This is a genomic window from Vibrio makurazakiensis (genome assembly GCF_050337375.1).
In the GTDB taxonomy this organism is placed as follows: Bacteria; Pseudomonadota; Gammaproteobacteria; order Enterobacterales; family Vibrionaceae; genus Vibrio; species Vibrio makurazakiensis.
Window position 1 is genome coordinate 1 of record NZ_JAKJSW010000069.1, and the last position, 19,950, is coordinate 19,950.

Genomic DNA, 19,950 nt, shown 5'->3' on the forward strand with positions numbered 1-19,950 from the left:
TCTATGGATAGACCCCATTCAGATCAAGAATGTATAAAATGTTTTGCACATTCCTGTGATTCCAAGCGAACAAACCTTATCCGTTAAATCGACAAAACCTAGATTTTTATTCTATCAAACGGCAATTTAAGGTACTTTAATAAAGTATTTAAATTATTTTCAGGAAATCGGCAATGCAAAATATCGGGATGTCGGCAAAGCTCAACAGTGTATGCTATGAAATCAGGGGGCCTGTACTCAAACATGCTAAGCGCATGGAAGAAGAGGGGCATAAAATACTGAAACTCAATATTGGTAACCCCGCCCCGTTTGGTTTTGACGCCCCTGATGAAATCCTTGTCGATGTAATCCGTAACCTACCGACATCTCAAGGTTACTGTGACTCAAAAGGTATCTATTCTGCCCGTAAAGCTGTTGTTCAGCATTACCAAAAGAAAGGCTTACGTAACCTTGACGTAGAAGACGTTTACATCGGTAACGGTGCATCTGAGCTTATCGTTATGTCTATGCAGGCGCTACTGGATAATGGCGATGAAATCTTAGTTCCCGCTCCAGATTATCCGCTATGGACAGCATCTGTCGCACTATCTGGCGGTAAAGCCGTTCACTATATCTGTGACGAAGACGCAGACTGGTATCCAGACCTTGACGACATGCGCGCAAAGATCACCCCTAAGACCCGTGGTATTGTTCTTATTAACCCGAACAACCCTACAGGTGCGGTGTACAGCAGAGATTTCTTACTACAAGTAGTGGAGATTGCACGTGAGCATGGCTTAATCATTTTTGCCGACGAGATCTACGACAAAGTACTTTACGATGGCGCGGTACACACTTCTATCGCCACACTTGCAGAAGACGTGTTGATGGTGACTTTTAACGGTCTGTCTAAAGCTTATCGTGTTTGTGGGTTCCGTGGTGGTTGGATGTTCCTAACCGGCCCGAAACACTTAGCCAAAGGCTACCTCGAAGGGCTCGACATGCTCGCCTCGATGCGACTGTGCGCTAACGTACCAATGCAGCACGCAATTCAAACTGCATTAGGTGGCTATCAAAGTATTAACGAACTCTTACTTCCTGGTGGACGTTTACTGGAACAACGCGATCGCGCATGGGAGCTGATCAACCAGATTCCTGGTGTATCTTGCGTGAAGCCAAAGGGTGCAATGTATCTATTTCCAAAGATCGACACTGAGATGTATAACATCAAAGACGATCAGAAGTTTGTACTCGACTTCCTTAAACAAGAAAAAGTACTGCTTGTACAAGGCACAGGCTTTAACTGGCCAAAACCAGACCACTTCCGCATCGTGACTCTGCCGCATATTGAAGACCTAGAAGTGGCCATAGGTCGTTTAGAACGATTCTTATCGACTTACCGTCAATAACCATTCATTGATTACCGCATAATAGATTGTTTTATAAGCGCTTTATTTTGCAATCAAACACTTCTATGCTTTAAAGGCTCCTACCAAGGAGCCTTTTCTATTTTTGGAACCTAGCAAGGGACTTGTCTATGAATCAAAGCCACTTCTTCGCCCACCTCGCCCGCATGAAGCTTATCCAACGCTGGCCTTTGATGAGGTCAGTTTCATCTGAAAACATCTCAGAGCACAGTCTACAAGTCGCTTTCGTTGCTCACGCCCTAGCCCTTATCAAAAATAAAAAGTTTTCTGGGAGTTTGAATCCAGAAAGAATTGCGATGTTAGGTATGTACCATGACGCTAGCGAAGTGCTAACTGGAGACCTGCCAACCCCCGTAAAATATTACAACTCAGAAATCGCTACCGAGTACAAAAAAATTGAGGCTGCCGCAGAAAAGCGACTGCTTTCAATGGTCCCTGAAGAGTTCCGAGATGATTTTGAACCTTTTCTAATTTCTGGCCATTGTTCTGAAGAAGAACAAATAATTGTTAAGCAAGCAGATTCCATTTGCGCTTACTTAAAATGTTTAGAGGAATTAAGTGCAGGCAACCATGAATTTGAACAAGCAAAGCGCCGACTAAAAGAAACATTAGAACAACGACAAACACCCGAGATGGAATACTTCCTAACAACATTTGCCCCAAGCTTTGAATTATCGCTAGACGAGATCAGTTGATACGGTACACTCAAGTATAAATAAAATCATATAGATAGGTGCTACAGTGGACTTTTCCCTACGCCAAGATTGGCAACATCGAAATGATGATGAGCATAAAATAAGACGTGATGACCATCGTAGCCCTTTCCAACGAGATCGCGCGCGCGTTCTCCACTCAGCTGCCTTTCGTCGCTTGCAAGCAAAGACTCAAGTTCATGGCACAAGTGTTAATGACTTCCATAGAACTCGACTGACCCATTCACTAGAAGCCGCCCAACTTGGCACTGGTATTGTTGCTCAGTTGAAAAAGAAGCAGCCTGAATACCGTTCACTGCTACCATCAGATAGCTTGATCGATTCGATATGCTTAGCACATGACATTGGGCACCCTCCTTTTGGCCATGGCGGTGAAGTCGCTCTGAACTATATGATGCGCGACCACGGAGGATTTGAAGGCAATGCACAAACATTCCGGATTCTGACTCGACTAGAGCCCTATACCGAACATCACGGTATGAATTTGGCTAGACGTACCTTGCTCGGTCTCATTAAATACCCTGCACTGCTCAGCATGACCAATGCGAAGCAACAAGCTGAGCCAGTCAAACATCAAAGGCAATTGCGAGCTAAAGACTGGATGCCGGCAAAAGGGATTTATGACCACGACACTGAATTATTTGACTGGGTGCTAGACCCTCTATCTGAAAAAGATAAACAACAATTCAGTCAACTTAGATTCTCTGAACTTGCAGACACCCAACACAACAAGACTCTATTTAAATCCCTAGATTGTTCCATCATGGAGCTAGCGGATGATATTGCCTACGGCGTTCATGACTTAGAGGATGCTATCGTATTGGGGTTAGTAACCCGAAGCCAATGGCAAACAGCAGAAAAGGAATTACTAGCAGCTGAAGAACCCTGGTTTATTAGTAACTTAGAATCTGTATCAGAGATGCTATTCTCAGGTAAACAGCACCAACGTAAAGATGCGATTGGGGGAATTGTTAATGCGTTACTCACAAGCATATCAATTGACAAAGTACCGACAGAATTTGAAAACCCACTTCTAGCGTACAACGCGTACCTAGAGTCTGGAATGGAAAAATCACTCACTGTGCTAAAACGTTTTGTGAGCCAATTTGTAATACAAATCCCTCAAGTTCAAGTCATTGAGTACAAGGGGCAACAAATAATCATGGATATGTTTGAAGCGCTCAGTGCCGATCCTGAACGTCTATTGCCGAGTAACATCAAAGAAAACTGGCTAAACGAGAGTGAAGAATCGAAAAAGATGAGAGTAATTGCCGACTATATTTCTTCAATGACCGACGGCTTTGCCCAAAGACTTCACCAGCAGCTTTTTTCCGCCCACACAGGTTTCTAATTACGATTAGTTACTTAAATATGCTTGTTTAGTCTAAATAATTTCGCTCAAAGACCCCTGGAGGCATTTGATCAATTTGAAATTGGATCATGTGATCAAATGCTTTAAGCAAAGGGCTGTAATCATTCTTGTCGTTAAACAGCTCCAACAGGTGGTAACCCGCCTCTACCGTCGACAAACTATTTTCTGAGGGTGCTTTTCGGATTCGATAATTGCCCTTTAAATTCGTAGGTAAATGAACCGTTTTCAAGTCTTGTAAGTTTTTAGAAACTTGCCACATTTTGAACGCTTTTTTCCAAGTACCATCAAGCAAAATTACACGAACTTTCTTATTAATTGATGCAACTTTTTCTACGCCGACCGACCGTTCACCTGGGTAGAGAATAAAATGTTCATAACCCGGTTCCGCCAACAGCTGATTAAGTTGAGAGTGGTCACTAAAATCTTCACCAATCAAAATAATGCTGTTCGCTAATGATAAAGATAATATTTTTGCTGTCCCCATCGGGCGATGTTCTTCTGAAGGGTGCTGAAGAATGATAAGCTCAACGTCAGATTCCAGTGGTTCTATCCACTCGCAAATACAAGCTTTCTTAGCTTTCGCACAATCCGGGCAATATCGAGACATGGGGTTAACGTGTACCTTGTTTTAATTTTCGTAACAGTAATTTGCTGTATTTTCCAACTGCCTGTTATTCAAAATACAGTTCAGTGGGATGCACAAGCCATCATATCAGGCCAATGGTGGCGGATCCTAACAGGAAACTTTGGTCATACCAACATTTGGCACCTTGCGATGAACCTGACAGGGCTGTGGGTAATTAGTTATTTGTTTTCACCTACAAGAAAACAACTCATTTCAACTCTAATTGGTGTGAGTTCCCTTGTAGGAGTATTACTGCTATTTTCTGATTATCGAATATACCTAGGCTTATCAGGAACTCTTCACGGAATTTTTGGATACTTCGCTCTCAGTGAAGCGCTAAGAGGAAGAAAGTCGAGTTGGCTGTTGGTGTTAGGTTTACTAGGTAAAGTGTCGTGGGAGCTCTACTACGGGGCCTCAATAACAACAAGTTCGATGATTGCCGCTAAAGTAGCGGTTGAAGCTCATCTAGCAGGTGCTATTTCTGGGTTGATTGGAGCTTATTGCATCTATGCTGGGTACAAACTGAAAAAATAGCCCGTACATAATAGAAGAGATATGTACCTTCTCCTTTATAGGTTTTAAACGAATAACAGAAGGTACAATGAGAAGGGTCTATAGCTTGATCCTATCACGATTCTTTTCAACCGTTGCGTCACCAATACCTTTCACATTAGCAAGCTCATCCGCATGAGAGAAACCACCGTTACTTTCTCGGTACTCAACAATACTCACAGCTTTCTTTTGTCCGACACCTAATAATAGCATCGCCAGCTCTTCAGCAGGTGCGGTATTAATATTTACAGTGATCTCTATCCCTTCGTATTTATCAGCGCGAGTAGGTGTGTCAGACGCATATGTAGAAAACGTAAAGGCAATTGAAGCAACAAAGGGCAGCAGAAGTTTTAGGATGTTCATGTTTATCTCCTCATTAAATATGACTAATGAGGTTAATCCGACGAACACGCTTGTAATAATAGTATTAATACAAAATAAAACGGGCCACCTAAGTGACCCGTTTAACGTTACATATCAATTGCAGTGAGTGTGATTACTGGCTCACAACAAAGTATTCGATATCTGCGCTATTACGAAGAACCGTTAATACATTAGATAAGTCTTGTTGGTTACCTAAGCGCTCTAATTGAGCACCAATCTGTTCACTGTATGCCGGCTCGATTTTCGCTTCAACTTTAGAAAGTTCAACAACTACGATGTTGCCTTGTGCATCTTTAGATTGACCGAAAACTGACTTACCGTTTTCAGGTTTAGAGAATGCGAATACTGTCGCAGCAAGTGGAGAACTACGATCGATAGTTTCAACTTCGCTGAACTCTAAGCCTTTCTCTGCAACTAGGTTGTCGTTACCWTCTTGAAGTGCTGTCACTAAAGACTCACCAAGTTCAATCGCTTCTTGCTCGGCTTTAACACGAGAAAGAGCAACGACAACTTGTTCTTTCACTTCCGCAAGAGGAAGAACCATTTGATCGCGAGAGTCTTCAACACGCACAACAATCACATGTTCAGGTGCTACTTCCATCACTTCAGAGTTTAGGCCGTCTTCTTTCACTTCAGGGCTCAAGATTGCTTGAGTCACTGTTGGTGTTTTAAGAATTTCAGGCGCGTCTACTTGAGAGATAAAATCTGTAGTTTGAATCTTAGCGTTAATTGCTTCAGCTGAATCATCTAACGAGTCAGGGTATTCAAATGCTACTTTTTCAAGTTCAGTTTGCAACTCGTAGAACTGATCAACAGCGTATTGGTCAACTAGCTCTTGTTTTATCTCAGCTGCCACTTCAGTTAGCGGCTGAGCTTGCGATGCTTTCAGCTCTTCTAGTTTGATGATGTGGTAACCAAACGCAGATTTAACTAGACCTGTAGTATCTCCCACTTTAACCAATGAGAATGCTGCTTCTTCAAAAGCAGGGTCCATCACATCACGCTCGATCCAACCTAAATCACCACCTAGGTCTGCACTACCAAAGTCATCAGACTTTTCTTCYGCTAGTGCTGCAAAATCAGCACCACCATTCAACTCGTCAAGAATAGACTGAGCTTTAGCTTCGTCATCACCTTGCACTAGGATATGGCTAACTTTACGTTGCTCTTCTGAAGAGTACTTGTCTAAGTGCTCTTGGTAGTATTGCTCTACCGCTTCATCAGAAATCTGGGCATCAGCTCTTAGTTGCTCAGCAGACAACTCGATGTAAGACACTTTAACTTGCTCTGGACGAGYGTAGCTTGCTGAGTTTTGCTGGTAGTACTCTTCAATTTCTTCGTCAGTCAGAGTTACCTTGCTCATCAGTTCTTCAACTGAAAGAGTAATTGAGCGAATGTCACGAGTTTGTGCGATTAGCTGGCTTTGCGCGTCAATTTCGCCTTGAAGCACAAAGTCACTGCTTTGAAGTGCAGTTACTAGCTGGTTGCGAACTAAGTCACGGCGCATGTACTCCGCAAAGCTTTCAGCACTGAAACCTGCACGACGTAATGCCGCTTGGTAAATGTCTTGATCAAATTTGCCTTCGTTTTGGAATTGAGGCATTTCTAGGATCATAGTACGAATTTGAGCATCACTTACACGTAGCCCTAAAGACTCAGCGTGTTGCTCAAGAAGAAGATCGTTGATTAGTCGGTCTAATACCGATTTACGGAAAGACTCAACGTAAGCAGGGTCAGCAAGCATTTGAGAGAAGTAATCACCCAGTTGAGACTGCATACGATTACGTTCATTTTGATAAGCTTGTTCAAACTCACCACGACCGATTTCAGAGTTGCCTACTTTCGCTGCAGCATTGTTGCCACCACCAGTGATGTAACTACCCACACCAGCGAAAACGAATGAAAGGATAATCAATCCAAGGATAATTTTTACCGCGATGCTATTCACGCCTTCGCGTAACCGATCCATCATAATTTAATTGCTCTCCGGGAATGAAGCATCAAGCTTCAAAATAAAATTCTATTCACGCGAYAATATCAGAAAAAGAAATGCGCACCAGTAAGATGCGCATAATTTAAAAAAGTTCGATTTGCTTAATCTTAATTGAACTGAAACTCGGTTTCAGTTCATAAGATAAGTCTTAGTTACAAGAATCTTTTAGTGCTTTACCTGCTTTGAAGCCTGGTACTTTCGCTTCTGCGATTTGGATTTCTTCACCAGTCTTAGGGTTACGACCTGTGCGTGCTGCACGAGTACGAACACTGAATGTACCGAAACCAACAAGTGCTACTTGATCACCAGACTGTAGAGTTGTACSTACAGCTTCGATGAATGCGTCTAGAGCGCGGCCAGCTGAAGCTTTAGAGATGTCTGCGTTTTCTGCGATTGATTCTACTAATTGTGTTTTATTCACTGTGTTTCCCCTTTGTGTCATCTGTAATTATTTTTTGTAAGATGACGTTCGTTCCATTTTGGTTTAAAAGTAGCCGCAAGCCTTGTAACAAAAGGGCTAGAAGCTTTAGTGGATTAACTTAGCGTCCAAAAAAAACGCTGACAAGCCTTTTTAAGCCTATCAGCGCAATTCTTTACTTATTTTTGCTGCTCATCACTATTTTTCAGCGACAAACTCTACACCAGATGGGTCTTTCTCTAGTGCAACTTTCAATACTTCATCGATCCATTGAACTGGAATCACCTTAAGATCTGCGATTACGTTATCTGGAATCTCTTCTAAATCACGTTCATTATCTTTTGGAATCAGTACTGTTTTGATACCGCCGCGATGCGCCGCAAGTAGTTTCTCTTTCAAGCCGCCGATAGGTAAAACTTCACCACGTAAAGTGATTTCACCTGTCATGCCCACTTCTGCTTTTACCGGGTTACCCGTTAAGCTAGAAACCAATGCCGTACACATTGCGATACCCGCACTTGGGCCATCTTTTGGTGTTGCACCTTCTGGTACATGTACGTGGATGTCACGCTTCTCGTAGAAATCTGAGTTGATACCCAGTTTTTCAGCACGAGAACGAACGACCGTCATTGCAGCTTGGATCGATTCTTTCATCACATCGCCAAGAGAGCCAGTTTGCGTTAGCTTACCTTTACCCGGCATAGATTCAGTTTCGATAGTCAGTAAGTCACCACCAACTTGAGTCCACGCTAAGCCAGTAACCTGACCAATACGGTTACTCTCATCGGCTTTACCGAAGTCGTGACGTTGAACGCCTAAGTACTCTTTCAGGTTGTCAATGTTAACCGTTACAGACTTAAGGTCGCTATCTAGCAAAATGTTCTTAACTGCTTTACGACAGATCTTAGAGATTTCACGCTCTAGGCTACGTACACCCGCTTCACGCGTGTAGTAACGAATAATGCCGATGATTGCTGAATCTTCAATCTCAATCTCATGAGGCTTAAGACCATTACGTTGAACTTGCTTGTCTAACAGGTGACTCTTAGCAATGTTTAGCTTTTCATCTTCTGTATAACCAGACAGACGAATCACTTCCATACGGTCCAGTAGAGGGCCTGGAATGTCCATTGAGTTAGACGTCGCCACGAACATTACGTCAGAAAGATCGTAATCTACTTCTAGGTAGTGATCGTTAAACGCATTGTTTTGCTCTGGGTCTAATACTTCTAGAAGTGCTGAAGATGGGTCGCCACGCATATCAGAAGACATCTTATCGATTTCATCTAATAGGAACAGTGGGTTCTTAACGCCAACTTTAGACATCTTCTGGATTAACTTACCAGGCAGAGAGCCAATGTACGTACGACGGTGCCCACGGATCTCAGCTTCATCACGAACGCCACCTAGTGCCATACGTGTGTACTTACGGCCTGTAGCAGCGGCAATAGAGCGACCTAGAGAGGTTTTACCCACACCAGGAGGACCAACAAGACAAAGGATTGGACCTTTAAGCTTATTGATACGGTTCTGCACTGCCAAGTATTCAAGAATACGTTCTTTAACGCGCTCTAGACCGTAGTGGTCTTCGTTTAAGATCTCTTCCGCTTTCGCTAAGTTCTTCTTAACTTTTGAGCGCTTAGCCCACGGAACACCTACCATCCAGTCAATATAACTACGCACAACTGTTGCTTCAGCAGACATAGGTGACATCATTTTCAGTTTTTGAAGCTCTTGCTCAGTTTTCTCACGAGCTTCTTGAGGCATTTTTGATTCTTCAATCTTCTGCTTCAATACTTCAAATTCATCAACGCCATCTTCTGTTTCGCCAAGCTCTTTCTGAATCGCTTTCATTTGCTCATTCAGATAGTACTCGCGTTGCGATTTTTCCATCTGCTTTTTAACACGCCCACGAATACGTTTTTCAACTTGTAGGATGTCAATTTCAGATTCCATTTGCCCCATAAGGAACTCAAGACGTTCAGTGACATCTAGAATTTCTAGTACGTGCTGTTTGTCTGCAAGTTTTAAAGGCATATGTGCAGCGATGGTATCCGCAAGGCGTGCTGCTTCATCGATGCCATTTAGAGAGGTTAAAACTTCAGGTGGAATCTTCTTGTTTAGCTTAATAAAGCCTTCGAACTGGTTGATCGCACTGCGAACAACCACTTCTTGTTCTTTTTCATCAAGTTCTGAGGTTACTACGTATTCGGCATCCGCAAGGAAAAACTCACTTTCTCTGAATTGGTGAATTTTTGCACGCTGCTGACCTTCCACAAGCACTTTTACAGTACCATCAGGAAGCTTTAACAACTGAAGAATGGTAGCGACAGTACCTACTTCGAATAGGTCGTCAATTGAAGGCTCATCAGTATCCGCTTCTTTCTGCGCGACTAGCAGTACTTGCTTGTTGGTTTCCATTGCCGTTTCTAGGCAAGAAATTGATTTTTCGCGACCAACAAATAGTGGAATTACCATGTGTGGGTAAACCACTACATCACGTAGAGGCAGTACGGGGATCTCGATACGCTCGGAACGTTCCAAGTTCATATTTTTCTCTCTTCCGCTTTAACTTATAAAGCAGTATATGGGGCTTAAACGACTGGATTCAATGAAAGAATAAAAAAAAGGAGGTAATTGCTTACCTCCTTTTTTAATTTGAGCGATTTGTCTTAAAAAGACTTACTCTGCACCAGCAGCTTGGTTGTCCGAGTTGCTGTAAATTAGCAGTGGTTCAGACTCACCGTTAATTACTGACTCATCAATAACCACTTTGCTTACATCTGTAGAAGATGGCAGCTCGTACATGGTTTCAAGTAATACGCCTTCAAGAATAGAACGAAGACCACGAGCACCTGTTTTACGCTCCATTGCTTTCTTAGCAATCGCACGTAGTGCATCTTCGCGGAATTCCAATTCAGTATCTTCTAAATCGAATAATGCGCCATACTGCTTAGTAAGGGCGTTTTTCGGCTCACAAAGAATTTGAATAAGGGCTTCTTCATCAAGTTCTGTCAGTGTAGTCGTTACCGGCAGACGACCAATGAATTCTGGAATTAGACCATACTTCACTAGATCTTCAGGTTCAACTTGAGTGAATAGTTCACCAATTGTTTTAGCTTCGTCTTTAGAGCGCACTTCTGCACCAAAGCCGATACCAGAACCTTTTTCTACACGTTGCTCGATTACTTTATCTAGACCAGCAAATGCGCCGCCACAGATAAATAGAATCTTAGATGTATCTACTTGCAGGAATTCTTGTTGTGGATGTTTACGACCGCCCTGAGGAGGTACTGAAGCCACTGTGCCTTCAACAAGTTTTAGTAGAGCTTGTTGAACACCTTCACCAGACACGTCACGCGTGATTGATGGGTTTTCAGCTTTACGAGAAATCTTATCGATTTCATCGATGTAAACAATGCCACGTTCCGCTTTCGCTACGTCGTAATCGCACTTTTGCAGTAGCTTTTGAATGATGTTTTCTACATCTTCACCCACATAACCCGCTTCGGTTAGTGTAGTAGCATCTGCCATCGTGAATGGTACGTCTAGGAAACGCGCTAACGTTTCTGCAAGTAGTGTTTTACCACTACCAGTAGGGCCGATAAGTAGAATATTACTCTTACCTAGCTCTACGCCATCACTTGTCGTATCACCATTACGTAAACGCTTATAGTGGTTATATACCGCTACGGCTAGCACTTTTTTCGCGTAATCTTGTCCAATTACATAGTCATCTAGGTGTTCACGGATCTGGCGCGGTGTAGGTAGCGCTTCAGATTCTTTCTTAGGTAGAACATCCTTGATTTCTTCACGAATAATGTCGTTACAAAGATCGACACATTCATCACAAATGTAAACAGAAGGACCTGCGATTAATTTGCGAACTTCGTGCTGGCTTTTGCCGCAGAAAGAGCAGTACAGCAGTTTACCACTACTACCCTCTTTGCTTTTATCTGTCATTCGCTAACCTCTTAGCCTTTACTCACTATGATTTGAGTGTATATCAATTTTAATCAATTTGCGTTAAACAATTGTCGTGCAATTATTCGCCACGGTGATTAAGAACTGCGTCCACCAAACCGTATTCTACTGCCTGATCTGCAGACATAAAGTTGTCACGATCTGTATCTTGCTCTACAACTTCTAACGGCTGACCAGTGTGTTCAGCCAACAATTTGTTAAGCTTCTGTTTGATCGTTAGAATTTCTTGAGCATGAATTTGAATATCAGAAGCCTGACCTTGGAAGCCACCAAGTGGTTGGTGAATCATCACACGAGAGTTAGGCAGAACGTAACGTTTACCTTCAGCACCACCAGCAAGTAAGAAAGCACCCATAGAACAAGCTTGGCCCATACATACTGTACTTACGTTTGGCTTGATAAACTGCATAGTGTCGTAGATTGACATACCTGCAGTAACGCTGCCGCCTGGAGAGTTGATGTAAAGGAAAATATCTTTGTCTGGATTTTCAGATTCTAGGAAAAGTAGTTGAGCCACGACAAGATTTGCCATGTGGTCTTCGACTTGACCTGTTAGGAAAATTACGCGTTCTTTTAATAGACGAGAATAAATATCGTAAGAACGTTCACCACGGGAAGTTTGTTCAACCACCATTGGAACTAGCGCGTCCATAATCGATGGCATTGTGTTTTTTTCTTGGTAGCTCATATTCTTATGTCCCTAAAATAAATGGCCCGGATGATAAAATCATACGGACCATTGTTAGCAGAATAGTTAACGCTAAGTCAACTTTTCTACGCAAGATATTGCTTATTAAGCAGGTTGTTGCTGATTCATTAGCTCGTTGAAGCTAACTTCTTTATCAGAAACCTGTGCTTTAGCAATGATTGCGTCAATAGCTTGCTCTTCTAGAGCAACGTTGCGCATGTTGTTCATCATCTGTTCGTTTTGCTCGTAGTAAGCAATAACTTCTGATGGATCTTCGTAAGCTGTAGCCATCTCTTCGATGATAGCTTTAACTTTTTCGTCATCAGCTTTTAACTCTTCAGTCTTGATTACTTCACCAAGAAGAAGACCTACAACTACGCGACGTTTAGCTTGCTCTTCGAACAGCTCACGTGGAAGTTGGTCAGCAGCTTCAGTGTTGCCACCAAAACGTTGAGCAGCTTGTTGACGAAGAACACCGATCTCTTGGTCAATAAGAGCAGATGGTACGTCGATGTCGTTTTCGTTCACTAGGCCGTCAAGAGCTTGCTCTTTGATACGGTTTTTAACAGCTTGCTTAAGCTCACGTTCCATGTTTTTGCGAACTTCAGCTTTAAGACCGTCAACACCTTCAGCAGCGCCGAACTTAGAAACGAATTCTTCGTTTAGTTCTGGAAGTTCACGAGCTTCAACTTTGTTTAGCTTGATAGAGAACTTAGCAGCTTTACCTTTTAGGTTTTCTGCGTGGTAATCTTCTGGGAAGTTTACGTCGATTTCGAATTCCATACCTGCTGTTTTACCAACGATACCGTCTTCAAAACCAGGGATCATGCGACCAGCACCCATCTCTAGTGGGAAGTTCTCAGCTTTACCGCCTTCGAACTCTTCACCGTCGATAGAGCCAACGAAGTCGATAGTTGCACGAGAACCAGCGTCAGCTGCAGTGTCAACTTCAGTCCACGTAGCTTGTTGCTTACGTAGAGTTTCGATCATTTCAGCAACGTCTTCTTCTTTAACTTCAACTGCTGGTTTCTCAACAGTGATGTTTTCTAGACCTTTCAGTTCAACTTCTGGGTAGATTTCAAAAGTTGCGTTGAATACTAGATCTTCGCCTTCGTTATTTTCAACAGGTGCGAAAGTTGGTGCGCCAGCTGGGTTAGTTTTTTCTTTAACGATCGCTTCGATGAAGTGACGTTGCATTACTTCGCCCATTACGTCTTGACGTACTGCTTTGCCGTACATCTTAGCAACCATCTTCATTGGCACTTTGCCTTTACGGAAGCCATCGAAACGACGGTTTTTCGCGATGTTGCGTAGTTCAGCTGTAACTGCATCTTCGATGTTTGCAGCTGGAACAGTAATAGTAAGACGACGCTCTAGGCCTTCTAGCTTTTCAACAGTAACTTGCATTATATAAACCTCAAAACTGGCTCAGTAATCTGAGCATATGAGCCGTAACTTAGCTTTAATTCAAAAGCCGACGTTGTTGGCTGCATCCTTGTGTAGTGCTCTATCCGAACACCTAATTTAAAATTGAGCATTGATGCTTGAATTGAGTATTCAATCAAACACCAGACTAATCAGCGATATCTTTTTCCTTCATAAGCTTCAGGATCACAGTGGATCTATTTGAAGCGATATAAAGCTTGTTTAACAAACAAGAAAGGTATCTCCGATTAGCCTCAGGACAGAAATTTTAGACGCGACATTCTAGCGATCTGTTTAATCTCTGTCGAGCCGTTCACCTCTGCTAGATGATGAATGCTCTAAATTCTTTTGCTAAGTGATACAAAAACCATCAAATCACTACGTAGCACAACAGAAATGGGGACAATAGCGACTTTTTCAAGGGAATCGAGGTCTTTTTTTGCGAAAAACGCCAAAAAGAGATCTTGCTCTTGTTTTAGTCCTCATTGTCGATAATTTTTTCTACAATTGATAAGACAAACACTTAACCTATTGGCGTTGTTTTAATCGTTCGACTTAACCAACTCTGCTCATAAGCAGCCCCTAATCTAGTAAGCTAATGAATAGTACATTAACCAAGCTAGTATATGCGGAGCATAACCTTATGTAAGGAAGTCGTTGTCTAGCCTGGGGATAGGATGTCACCAATCAAACGCTTATCTTTTGTATATTTCATTATTTACATTGTGGCCCTTTACCTTGGTGGAAAGTGGATTTGGGAATACAGTTTTCAATCACTCACTAATCAGCAGTCTTCCCAGCTAGATCGCTTTTCCGATCACATTGCCAGTAAGCTAGACAAATTTGCGCATATCCCCGAATTGCTCTCCCAAGACAAAGAACTCATTGATGCACTGCTAGACGCAAACAACAGCGCTCAAATTGAAATAACCAACCGCTATTTGAAGAAAGTAAACAGTGTGGTACAAGCTGCCGACACTTACCTAATCGACGATATTGGTACAACGATTGCTGCCAGTAATTGGAACAAAGACCGCTCTTTTGTCGGGCGAAACTTCGCATTCCGCCCCTATTTTCAAGAAGCGATTAGCGGTAAAGAAAGTCAATATTTCGCGTTAGGATCTACCTCTGGTCAACGCGGCTATTACTACTCGTTCCCTGTTGTTTATGCCGCTGACGTTATTGGCGTTGTCGTCGTTAAAATGGATTTGTCGTCTATAGAACAAAATTGGCATGGGAAACAAAGTTACTTTGTGGTGAGTGATAGCAATCAAATCGTTTTCATGTCGAGCAACCCAGCTTGGTTATTTAAAAGCTTATCACCATTAGATAAAACGAAGAAAAAGGTCATTCAAGAGAGCCGTCAATATCTGGATACGGAAATTAGAAGCCTACCTTTTAGCGGTGAATTGAACCAGTCACCGACGACGTTATCTCACCCCACATCGCTTGGGAGCGATGGCTTTGTGATGTCATCTCGTTCACTCGACAACTTCCCACTAACAATTCGTGTACTCTCCCCCATTCATTTAGTTTGGTGGGATCTCATCGCTTACCTCGTTATTCTGACTCTCGTCTTCGCGGTCATTTTTCTACTTAGCCAGCTTTTGGATCACCGTAGGCAAAAACATCGACACATCGAGCAGCTTCAATCAGAAGCCAAACAAAAACTGGAATTCTTAGTGATGGAGCGGACATCCGAACTTCACGCCGAGATAGATCAACGAATAAACACAGAAGAAGCTCTCCGTAAGACCCAAGACGATTTAATACAGGCGGCTAAACTCGCGGTGCTTGGACAAATGTCTGCCAGTATCAGTCATGAACTGAATAATCCATTGGCTGCTATTAGAAGCTTTTCTGAGAACGGTAAGCTCTTCTTGGCAAAAGGAAAGTACGATCGTGTCGATGATAATTTCACCCGGATCTCAGCATTAACCGATCGCATGGCAAAAATCAGTCTGCAGCTCAAATCTTTTGCTAAAAAGTCGGCCACCAGCAGCGAGTTAGTGAAAGTAGACCTACTGCCCATCATTAGTTCCGTGAATGAGCTCATCGCACCCCAGGTCAAAACGCATCGAGTAAATTACCAAGTAGATGTTTCCCACCTAATGCAAGCCAGTGATTTAAAGAACTGTGTAGAAGTTCTCATCAACCCAATTCAACTTGAGCAAGTGATCATCAATCTGTTGACCAACGCGATACAAGCAATGGATGAACAGAGTGATCGGGAGATGCGGTTAGAAATTGAAACCGCAAGTGGGCAAGTGTGGATTCATATTGACGATAGCGGTTCAGGCTTATCAAACTCCGAGTCCAAGAGCCTATTTGAGCCTTTCTTTACCACAAAAAAAGACGGCCTTGGTTTGGGCTTATCTATATCGTCACAAATTATGGACAGTATGAACGGTCAACTTACAACCACCACAAGTCCACTTGGAGGTGCTCGTTTTAGTGTCATGCTTCCAGTCATCAAAAATAACGACGCATAACAGCGAAACAACTTCCTCACACATATAAGAACAATAAAGGAACAAAGATGAGCCAAGTATTTTTCATCGATGACGAACAAGACCTATGTTTAGCCATTGAGCAAAGCTTTGAACTCGCAGACATTGACGCTCAATTCTTTGGTAGTGCCGAAGATGCGTTATTGGCTATCCAAGGTGGTGATATACCCTTAGTGATCATTTCCGATATATGCCTACCTGGGCTTTCGGGGCAAAACTTGCTGAATACCATCAAACATCAGCACTCGGATGTCCCTGTCATCATGATCACAGGGCACGGCGATATTGCAATGGCGGTATCTGCGATGCACGAAGGCGCTTACGATTTTATCGAGAAGCCATTTGCACCAGAAAGGCTAATTGAAACAACTAAACGTGCAATCGACAAACAGCAACTCATCATTGAAAATCAGCAATTAAAGCGCTCTTTAAAGGCGAGCCAAACCCTAGGCCCTCGAATTATTGGTGATACTCCATGCATTCAAGATCTACGAGATACCATCGCTCATGTCGCCGACACCGCAGCCGACATTTTATTATTCGGAGAAACAGGCACTGGTAAAGAGCTTATCGCTCGTTCTTTGCATGAACAAAGTGGTCGCCGCGAGCAAAATTTTGTTGCTGTGAATTGTGGGGCTGTTCCTGAGAACCTAATTGAAAGTGAACTGTATGGGCACGAGAAAGGTGCGTTTACTGGGGCTGAAAGCCGTCGAATTGGCAAGTTTGAATACGCTCAAGGTGGTACTCTATTTCTCGATGAAATCGAATCTATGCCAATGCAGGCACAAATAAAATTACTACGAGTACTGCAAGAAAGAGTAATTGAACGAGTTGGCTCTAATCAATTACAACCTCTCGATATTCGAGTTATTGCAGCAACCAAAGTCGACTTAAAGCAGGCTGCGGACAAGGGAACATTTAGGCAAGATCTCTACTATCGACTCAACGTCGTCACTCTAGATTTACCGCCACTAAGGCAACGTAAAGAAGATATCCCTTCCCTCTTTCATCACTTTTTGTTGGTCGCAGCGGCTCGATACGGAAAAGCTGCCAAAGCCTTGCCTAGCAACGAACTTCATGTACTTATCAGCCATGATTGGCCGGGTAATGTCCGAGAACTACGTAACACAGCCGAACGTTTTGTCCTGTTAGGGAAGCTGGCTCAGTTATCAAACAATGTCCAACCAGAAAAAGAAACTTCGTCACTTACTGACCAGGTTGCGGAGTTCGAAAAAGCAACCCTTGAACAAGCGTTAATCGAATGTAACGGTTCGATTAAAGACACAATGGAGAAGTTACAAGTCGCCCGAAAAACCTTATATGACAAAATGCAGCGCTACGGATTAGATAAATGTGACTATAAAACCGACTAAACATCGCTAGCATGTAGCCACTTTAATTGAATGCACCGCCTTCACCGTTAGGCTAATCTAATGGTGAAGCATGGCATCCAATTGGTCGACAATTTCAGCCCAATCAGCGTCTTCATCAATCGCTTGTTTTAGAAAATCAGCCTGAGCTGGAGACCAAAATTCTGCCTCATGAATAGCCTTGCCCGCTGCCATCCCATTGTGTTCATTAATAAAACTTTCAATTTCGCCCTTTGAACTACCAAGCCCTAAYTGCTTAAATAATTCTGGGATCGAATGTTGATGCATTTCCATGGACTACTCTCCACTAACCTATTCGTACTACTGCTAACTATAGGACAAACTGGCCTTTTACACAGCAGCCAAAGAGCCTCCTACATTTCACATTTCTTCGACACGTAGTGTCATACTCTAATTCCATACCACAACAGGTAATAACCGGATGTGACTATATGCACTCTGTGATTTTTTACCTGTAAACCAACTCTGCTACATCTCACTAAATTTCAATTATTGATGCCTTTTCTACTCCCCAGTAATCCAATTATTACTGGGGATTTTTCTATGGGGCTATTATCCCCTACTTCGTAATAATTTCAGGGCCCATTAACGTCGTTGGTAACCACGTTGAAACCCAAGGCACGTAAGTCACGATGATTAAGAACAAGAACATCACGCCAACCCACGGCAATGCTGCTTTTACCACGTTCATCATCGACATCTTCGCAACCCCGGCGGTTACAAACAAGTTGAGCCCCACAGGCGGGGTTATCATCCCTATCTCCATGTTCACCACCATCATGATACCTAGGTGAATTGGATCGATACCCAGTGCGATTGCGATTGGGAACACTAGCGGAGCAACAATGATCAGCAAGCCTGATGGCTCCATGAACTGACCACCTATCAACAGTAGAACGTTCACTACAATTAAGAATGTGATTGGCCCTAACCCAGCAGACAACATCGATTCTGTGATCATTTGTGGAATACGTTCTTCTGTCAATACGTGCTTAAGGATCAGTGCGTTAGCAATGATAAACAGCAGCATAATTGTCAGCTTACCCGCATCATAAAGCGTATCTTTGGTGTCTTTATGGACAAAGGTTTGAACCATTTTGACTAGGACTGGCTTTTTATTTTCTTTGTCTGCAAATGGCCCCATATCCTTGTAAATAAAATTGGCGATAAAGAACGCGTACACCGCTGCAACAGCTGCTGCTTCAGTCGGAGTAAAGATACCGCCGTAAATACCACCTAAAATGATGACAATCAGCAATAAGCCCCAACTCGCATCTTTAGCTGCGGCAAACATTTCACCCCAACCAACAAATGGCTGCGCTGGAATTTTCTTAATGCGTGCAGCTATATAGATAGCAATCATCAGCATTACACCTGCCAATAAACCAGGAATAACACCACCAAGGAACATACGCCCAACTGACACATCCGTTGCCGCAGCGTAAACCACCATAACGATTGAAGGTGGGATCAAGATACCCAAAGTACCCGCATTACAGATAACACCTGCCGCGAACTCTTTCGAATAGCCATTTTTGATCATGCCAGCAATAACGATACTACCGATGGCAACAACCGTCGCAGGAGATGAGCCAGATAGAGCTGCAAACATCATACAAGCCACAACCGAAGCCATGGCTAAACCACCACGGAACCAGCCAACCATAGCGATAGCAAAACGGATAATGCGTTTCGCTACGCCACCTGTAGACATAAAACTAGAAGCAAGAATAAAGAATGGGATAGCTAACAGTGTGTAGTGGCCGGCAAACGCATTAAATAACGTTTGAGCAACCGACGCTAATGACGCATCTGAATGCATCAGTAAAAAGATCACACTCGATAAGCCTAGGGAAATCGCAATTGGTACTCCGACCAACATGAAAGCAATTACCATTAAAAATAGAAATAACATTGCCATGATTTAGTCTTCCTTACCTTTTGATGTCGCAGACGATTCTGACTTAGATTTGTTAGCGGAAGCAGAATCTAATACTGCTGTCGCTTGCTCATCTGAGCCTGCTAACACTTCTGCTTTCAACGCATCTAGTTCTTCTTCGGCTTCATGCCCCGCAATCATGCGATCGAGTTTCCCTGTCAATATTTGGAAAGCGACTTGAACGAACCTAAACGTCAGCAAAGCCATGCCAATAGGTAAAGCCATGTAAGGAATGAAACGTGGCATTTTTTCGTAACGCTCGCCTTCATTTAACCAATCAGAGAGGAACTGCAACATTTCTGGCATCGGAATATCATCCGTTTCATACCAAGCACGCTCAGTTGCAAACGGATACCAATAATTCCATGAACCAATCAAAAGTAAGATAGAAAATGCAAGACAACTGGTTACAGCAATAAGGGCATAAATCTTTCGCAACTTCTCAGGTGCGAGGTTGATAATGACATCAACACCAATATGAAAATGTTTCTTAACTCCGTATGAAGCGCCAACTAAAACCATCCATGCGAACATGAAAACCGTTAGTTCT

General features: G+C 42.9%; 17 protein-coding genes. 6 read left to right on the forward strand and 11 right to left on the reverse strand.

Annotated features, from left to right (window positions below; all coding sequences use genetic code 11):
• Positions 1 to 173 precede the first annotated feature (173 nt).
• The 3 genes from L4C33_RS09960 (at position 174) to L4C33_RS09970 (ending at position 3,470) form a co-directional block, all read left to right on the forward strand.
• Positions 174 to 1,388 (forward strand): pyridoxal phosphate-dependent aminotransferase, encoded by a 1,215-nt coding sequence (locus tag L4C33_RS09960; protein WP_428812289.1) that lies wholly within the window; start codon positions 174 to 176, stop codon positions 1,386 to 1,388.
• 128 nt (positions 1,389 to 1,516) lie between these two features.
• Complete coding sequence (gene yfbR, locus L4C33_RS09965; protein WP_428812290.1) at positions 1,517 to 2,101, forward strand: 5'-deoxynucleotidase; 585 nt, start codon at positions 1,517 to 1,519, stop codon at positions 2,099 to 2,101.
• Between the two features lie 34 nt (positions 2,102 to 2,135).
• Positions 2,136 to 3,470, forward strand: a complete 1,335-nt coding sequence (locus L4C33_RS09970; protein ID WP_428812305.1) for an anti-phage deoxyguanosine triphosphatase — start codon at positions 2,136 to 2,138, stop codon at positions 3,468 to 3,470.
• A 28-nt stretch (positions 3,471 to 3,498) separates the two neighbouring features.
• Here L4C33_RS09970 and L4C33_RS09975 read toward each other — a convergent pair whose 3' ends face one another.
• A complete protein-coding gene (locus L4C33_RS09975) occupies positions 3,499 to 4,098 on the reverse strand; it encodes a tRNA-uridine aminocarboxypropyltransferase (RefSeq protein WP_428812291.1) in 600 nt (199 codons plus the stop codon).
• A 9-nt stretch (positions 4,099 to 4,107) separates the two neighbouring features.
• Between L4C33_RS09975 and rrtA the strand changes: the two genes are divergently transcribed.
• Complete coding sequence (gene rrtA / locus L4C33_RS09980; RefSeq protein ID WP_428812292.1) at positions 4,108 to 4,650, forward strand: rhombosortase; 543 nt, start codon at positions 4,108 to 4,110, stop codon at positions 4,648 to 4,650.
• Positions 4,651 to 4,728: 78 nt separating this feature from the next.
• Here rrtA and L4C33_RS09985 read toward each other — a convergent pair whose 3' ends face one another.
• From L4C33_RS09985 to tig, 7 genes are all read right to left on the reverse strand, one after another.
• On the reverse strand, positions 4,729 to 5,031 hold the full coding sequence (locus tag L4C33_RS09985) for a ComEA family DNA-binding protein (protein ID WP_428812293.1): 303 nt from the start codon (positions 5,029 to 5,031) through the stop codon (positions 4,729 to 4,731).
• Positions 5,032 to 5,164: 133 nt separating this feature from the next.
• Positions 5,165 to 7,024: a peptidylprolyl isomerase gene (ppiD, locus tag L4C33_RS09990; protein WP_428812294.1), complete on the reverse strand. Its 1,860-nt coding sequence runs from the start codon at positions 7,022 to 7,024 to the stop codon at positions 5,165 to 5,167.
• A gap of 169 nt (positions 7,025 to 7,193) precedes the next feature.
• Complete coding sequence (locus L4C33_RS09995) at positions 7,194 to 7,487, reverse strand: HU family DNA-binding protein (protein ID WP_428812295.1); 294 nt, start codon at positions 7,485 to 7,487, stop codon at positions 7,194 to 7,196.
• Positions 7,488 to 7,661: 174 nt separating this feature from the next.
• Positions 7,662 to 10,013, reverse strand: a complete 2,352-nt coding sequence (gene lon / locus L4C33_RS10000; RefSeq protein WP_428812296.1) for an endopeptidase La — start codon at positions 10,011 to 10,013, stop codon at positions 7,662 to 7,664.
• Between the two features lie 132 nt (positions 10,014 to 10,145).
• Positions 10,146 to 11,426, reverse strand: coding sequence for an ATP-dependent protease ATP-binding subunit ClpX (clpX, locus tag L4C33_RS10005; RefSeq protein WP_428812297.1), 1,281 nt, complete (start codon positions 11,424 to 11,426; stop codon positions 10,146 to 10,148).
• 82 nt (positions 11,427 to 11,508) lie between these two features.
• The gene (gene clpP, locus L4C33_RS10010) at positions 11,509 to 12,135 is read right to left on the reverse strand and encodes an ATP-dependent Clp endopeptidase proteolytic subunit ClpP (RefSeq protein WP_428812298.1); all 627 of its coding nucleotides are present in this window, start codon (positions 12,133 to 12,135) and stop codon (positions 11,509 to 11,511) included.
• Between the two features lie 105 nt (positions 12,136 to 12,240).
• Complete coding sequence (gene tig / locus L4C33_RS10015; protein ID WP_428812299.1) at positions 12,241 to 13,542, reverse strand: trigger factor; 1,302 nt, start codon at positions 13,540 to 13,542, stop codon at positions 12,241 to 12,243.
• Between the two features lie 695 nt (positions 13,543 to 14,237).
• Between tig and L4C33_RS10020 the strand changes: the two genes are divergently transcribed.
• Positions 14,238 to 16,052, forward strand: a complete 1,815-nt coding sequence (locus L4C33_RS10020; RefSeq protein ID WP_428812300.1) for a sensor histidine kinase — start codon at positions 14,238 to 14,240, stop codon at positions 16,050 to 16,052.
• A gap of 47 nt (positions 16,053 to 16,099) precedes the next feature.
• Positions 16,100 to 17,443 carry a sigma-54-dependent transcriptional regulator gene (locus L4C33_RS10025; protein ID WP_428812301.1) on the forward strand — a complete coding sequence of 448 codons (1,344 nt, stop codon included), beginning with the start codon at positions 16,100 to 16,102 and terminating at the stop codon, positions 17,441 to 17,443.
• A 57-nt stretch (positions 17,444 to 17,500) separates the two neighbouring features.
• On the opposite strand, the gene L4C33_RS10030 is transcribed toward L4C33_RS10025, so the two are convergent.
• From L4C33_RS10030 to L4C33_RS10040, 3 genes are all read right to left on the reverse strand, one after another.
• Positions 17,501 to 17,734 (reverse strand): DUF2789 domain-containing protein, encoded by a 234-nt coding sequence (locus tag L4C33_RS10030; RefSeq protein ID WP_428812302.1) that lies wholly within the window; start codon positions 17,732 to 17,734, stop codon positions 17,501 to 17,503.
• Between the two features lie 286 nt (positions 17,735 to 18,020).
• Positions 18,021 to 19,382, reverse strand: a complete 1,362-nt coding sequence (locus L4C33_RS10035) for a TRAP transporter large permease (RefSeq protein ID WP_428812303.1) — start codon at positions 19,380 to 19,382, stop codon at positions 18,021 to 18,023.
• A gap of 3 nt (positions 19,383 to 19,385) precedes the next feature.
• On the reverse strand, positions 19,386 to 19,950 hold a 565-nt coding region (locus tag L4C33_RS10040; RefSeq protein ID WP_428812304.1), incomplete at its 5' end, for a TRAP transporter small permease.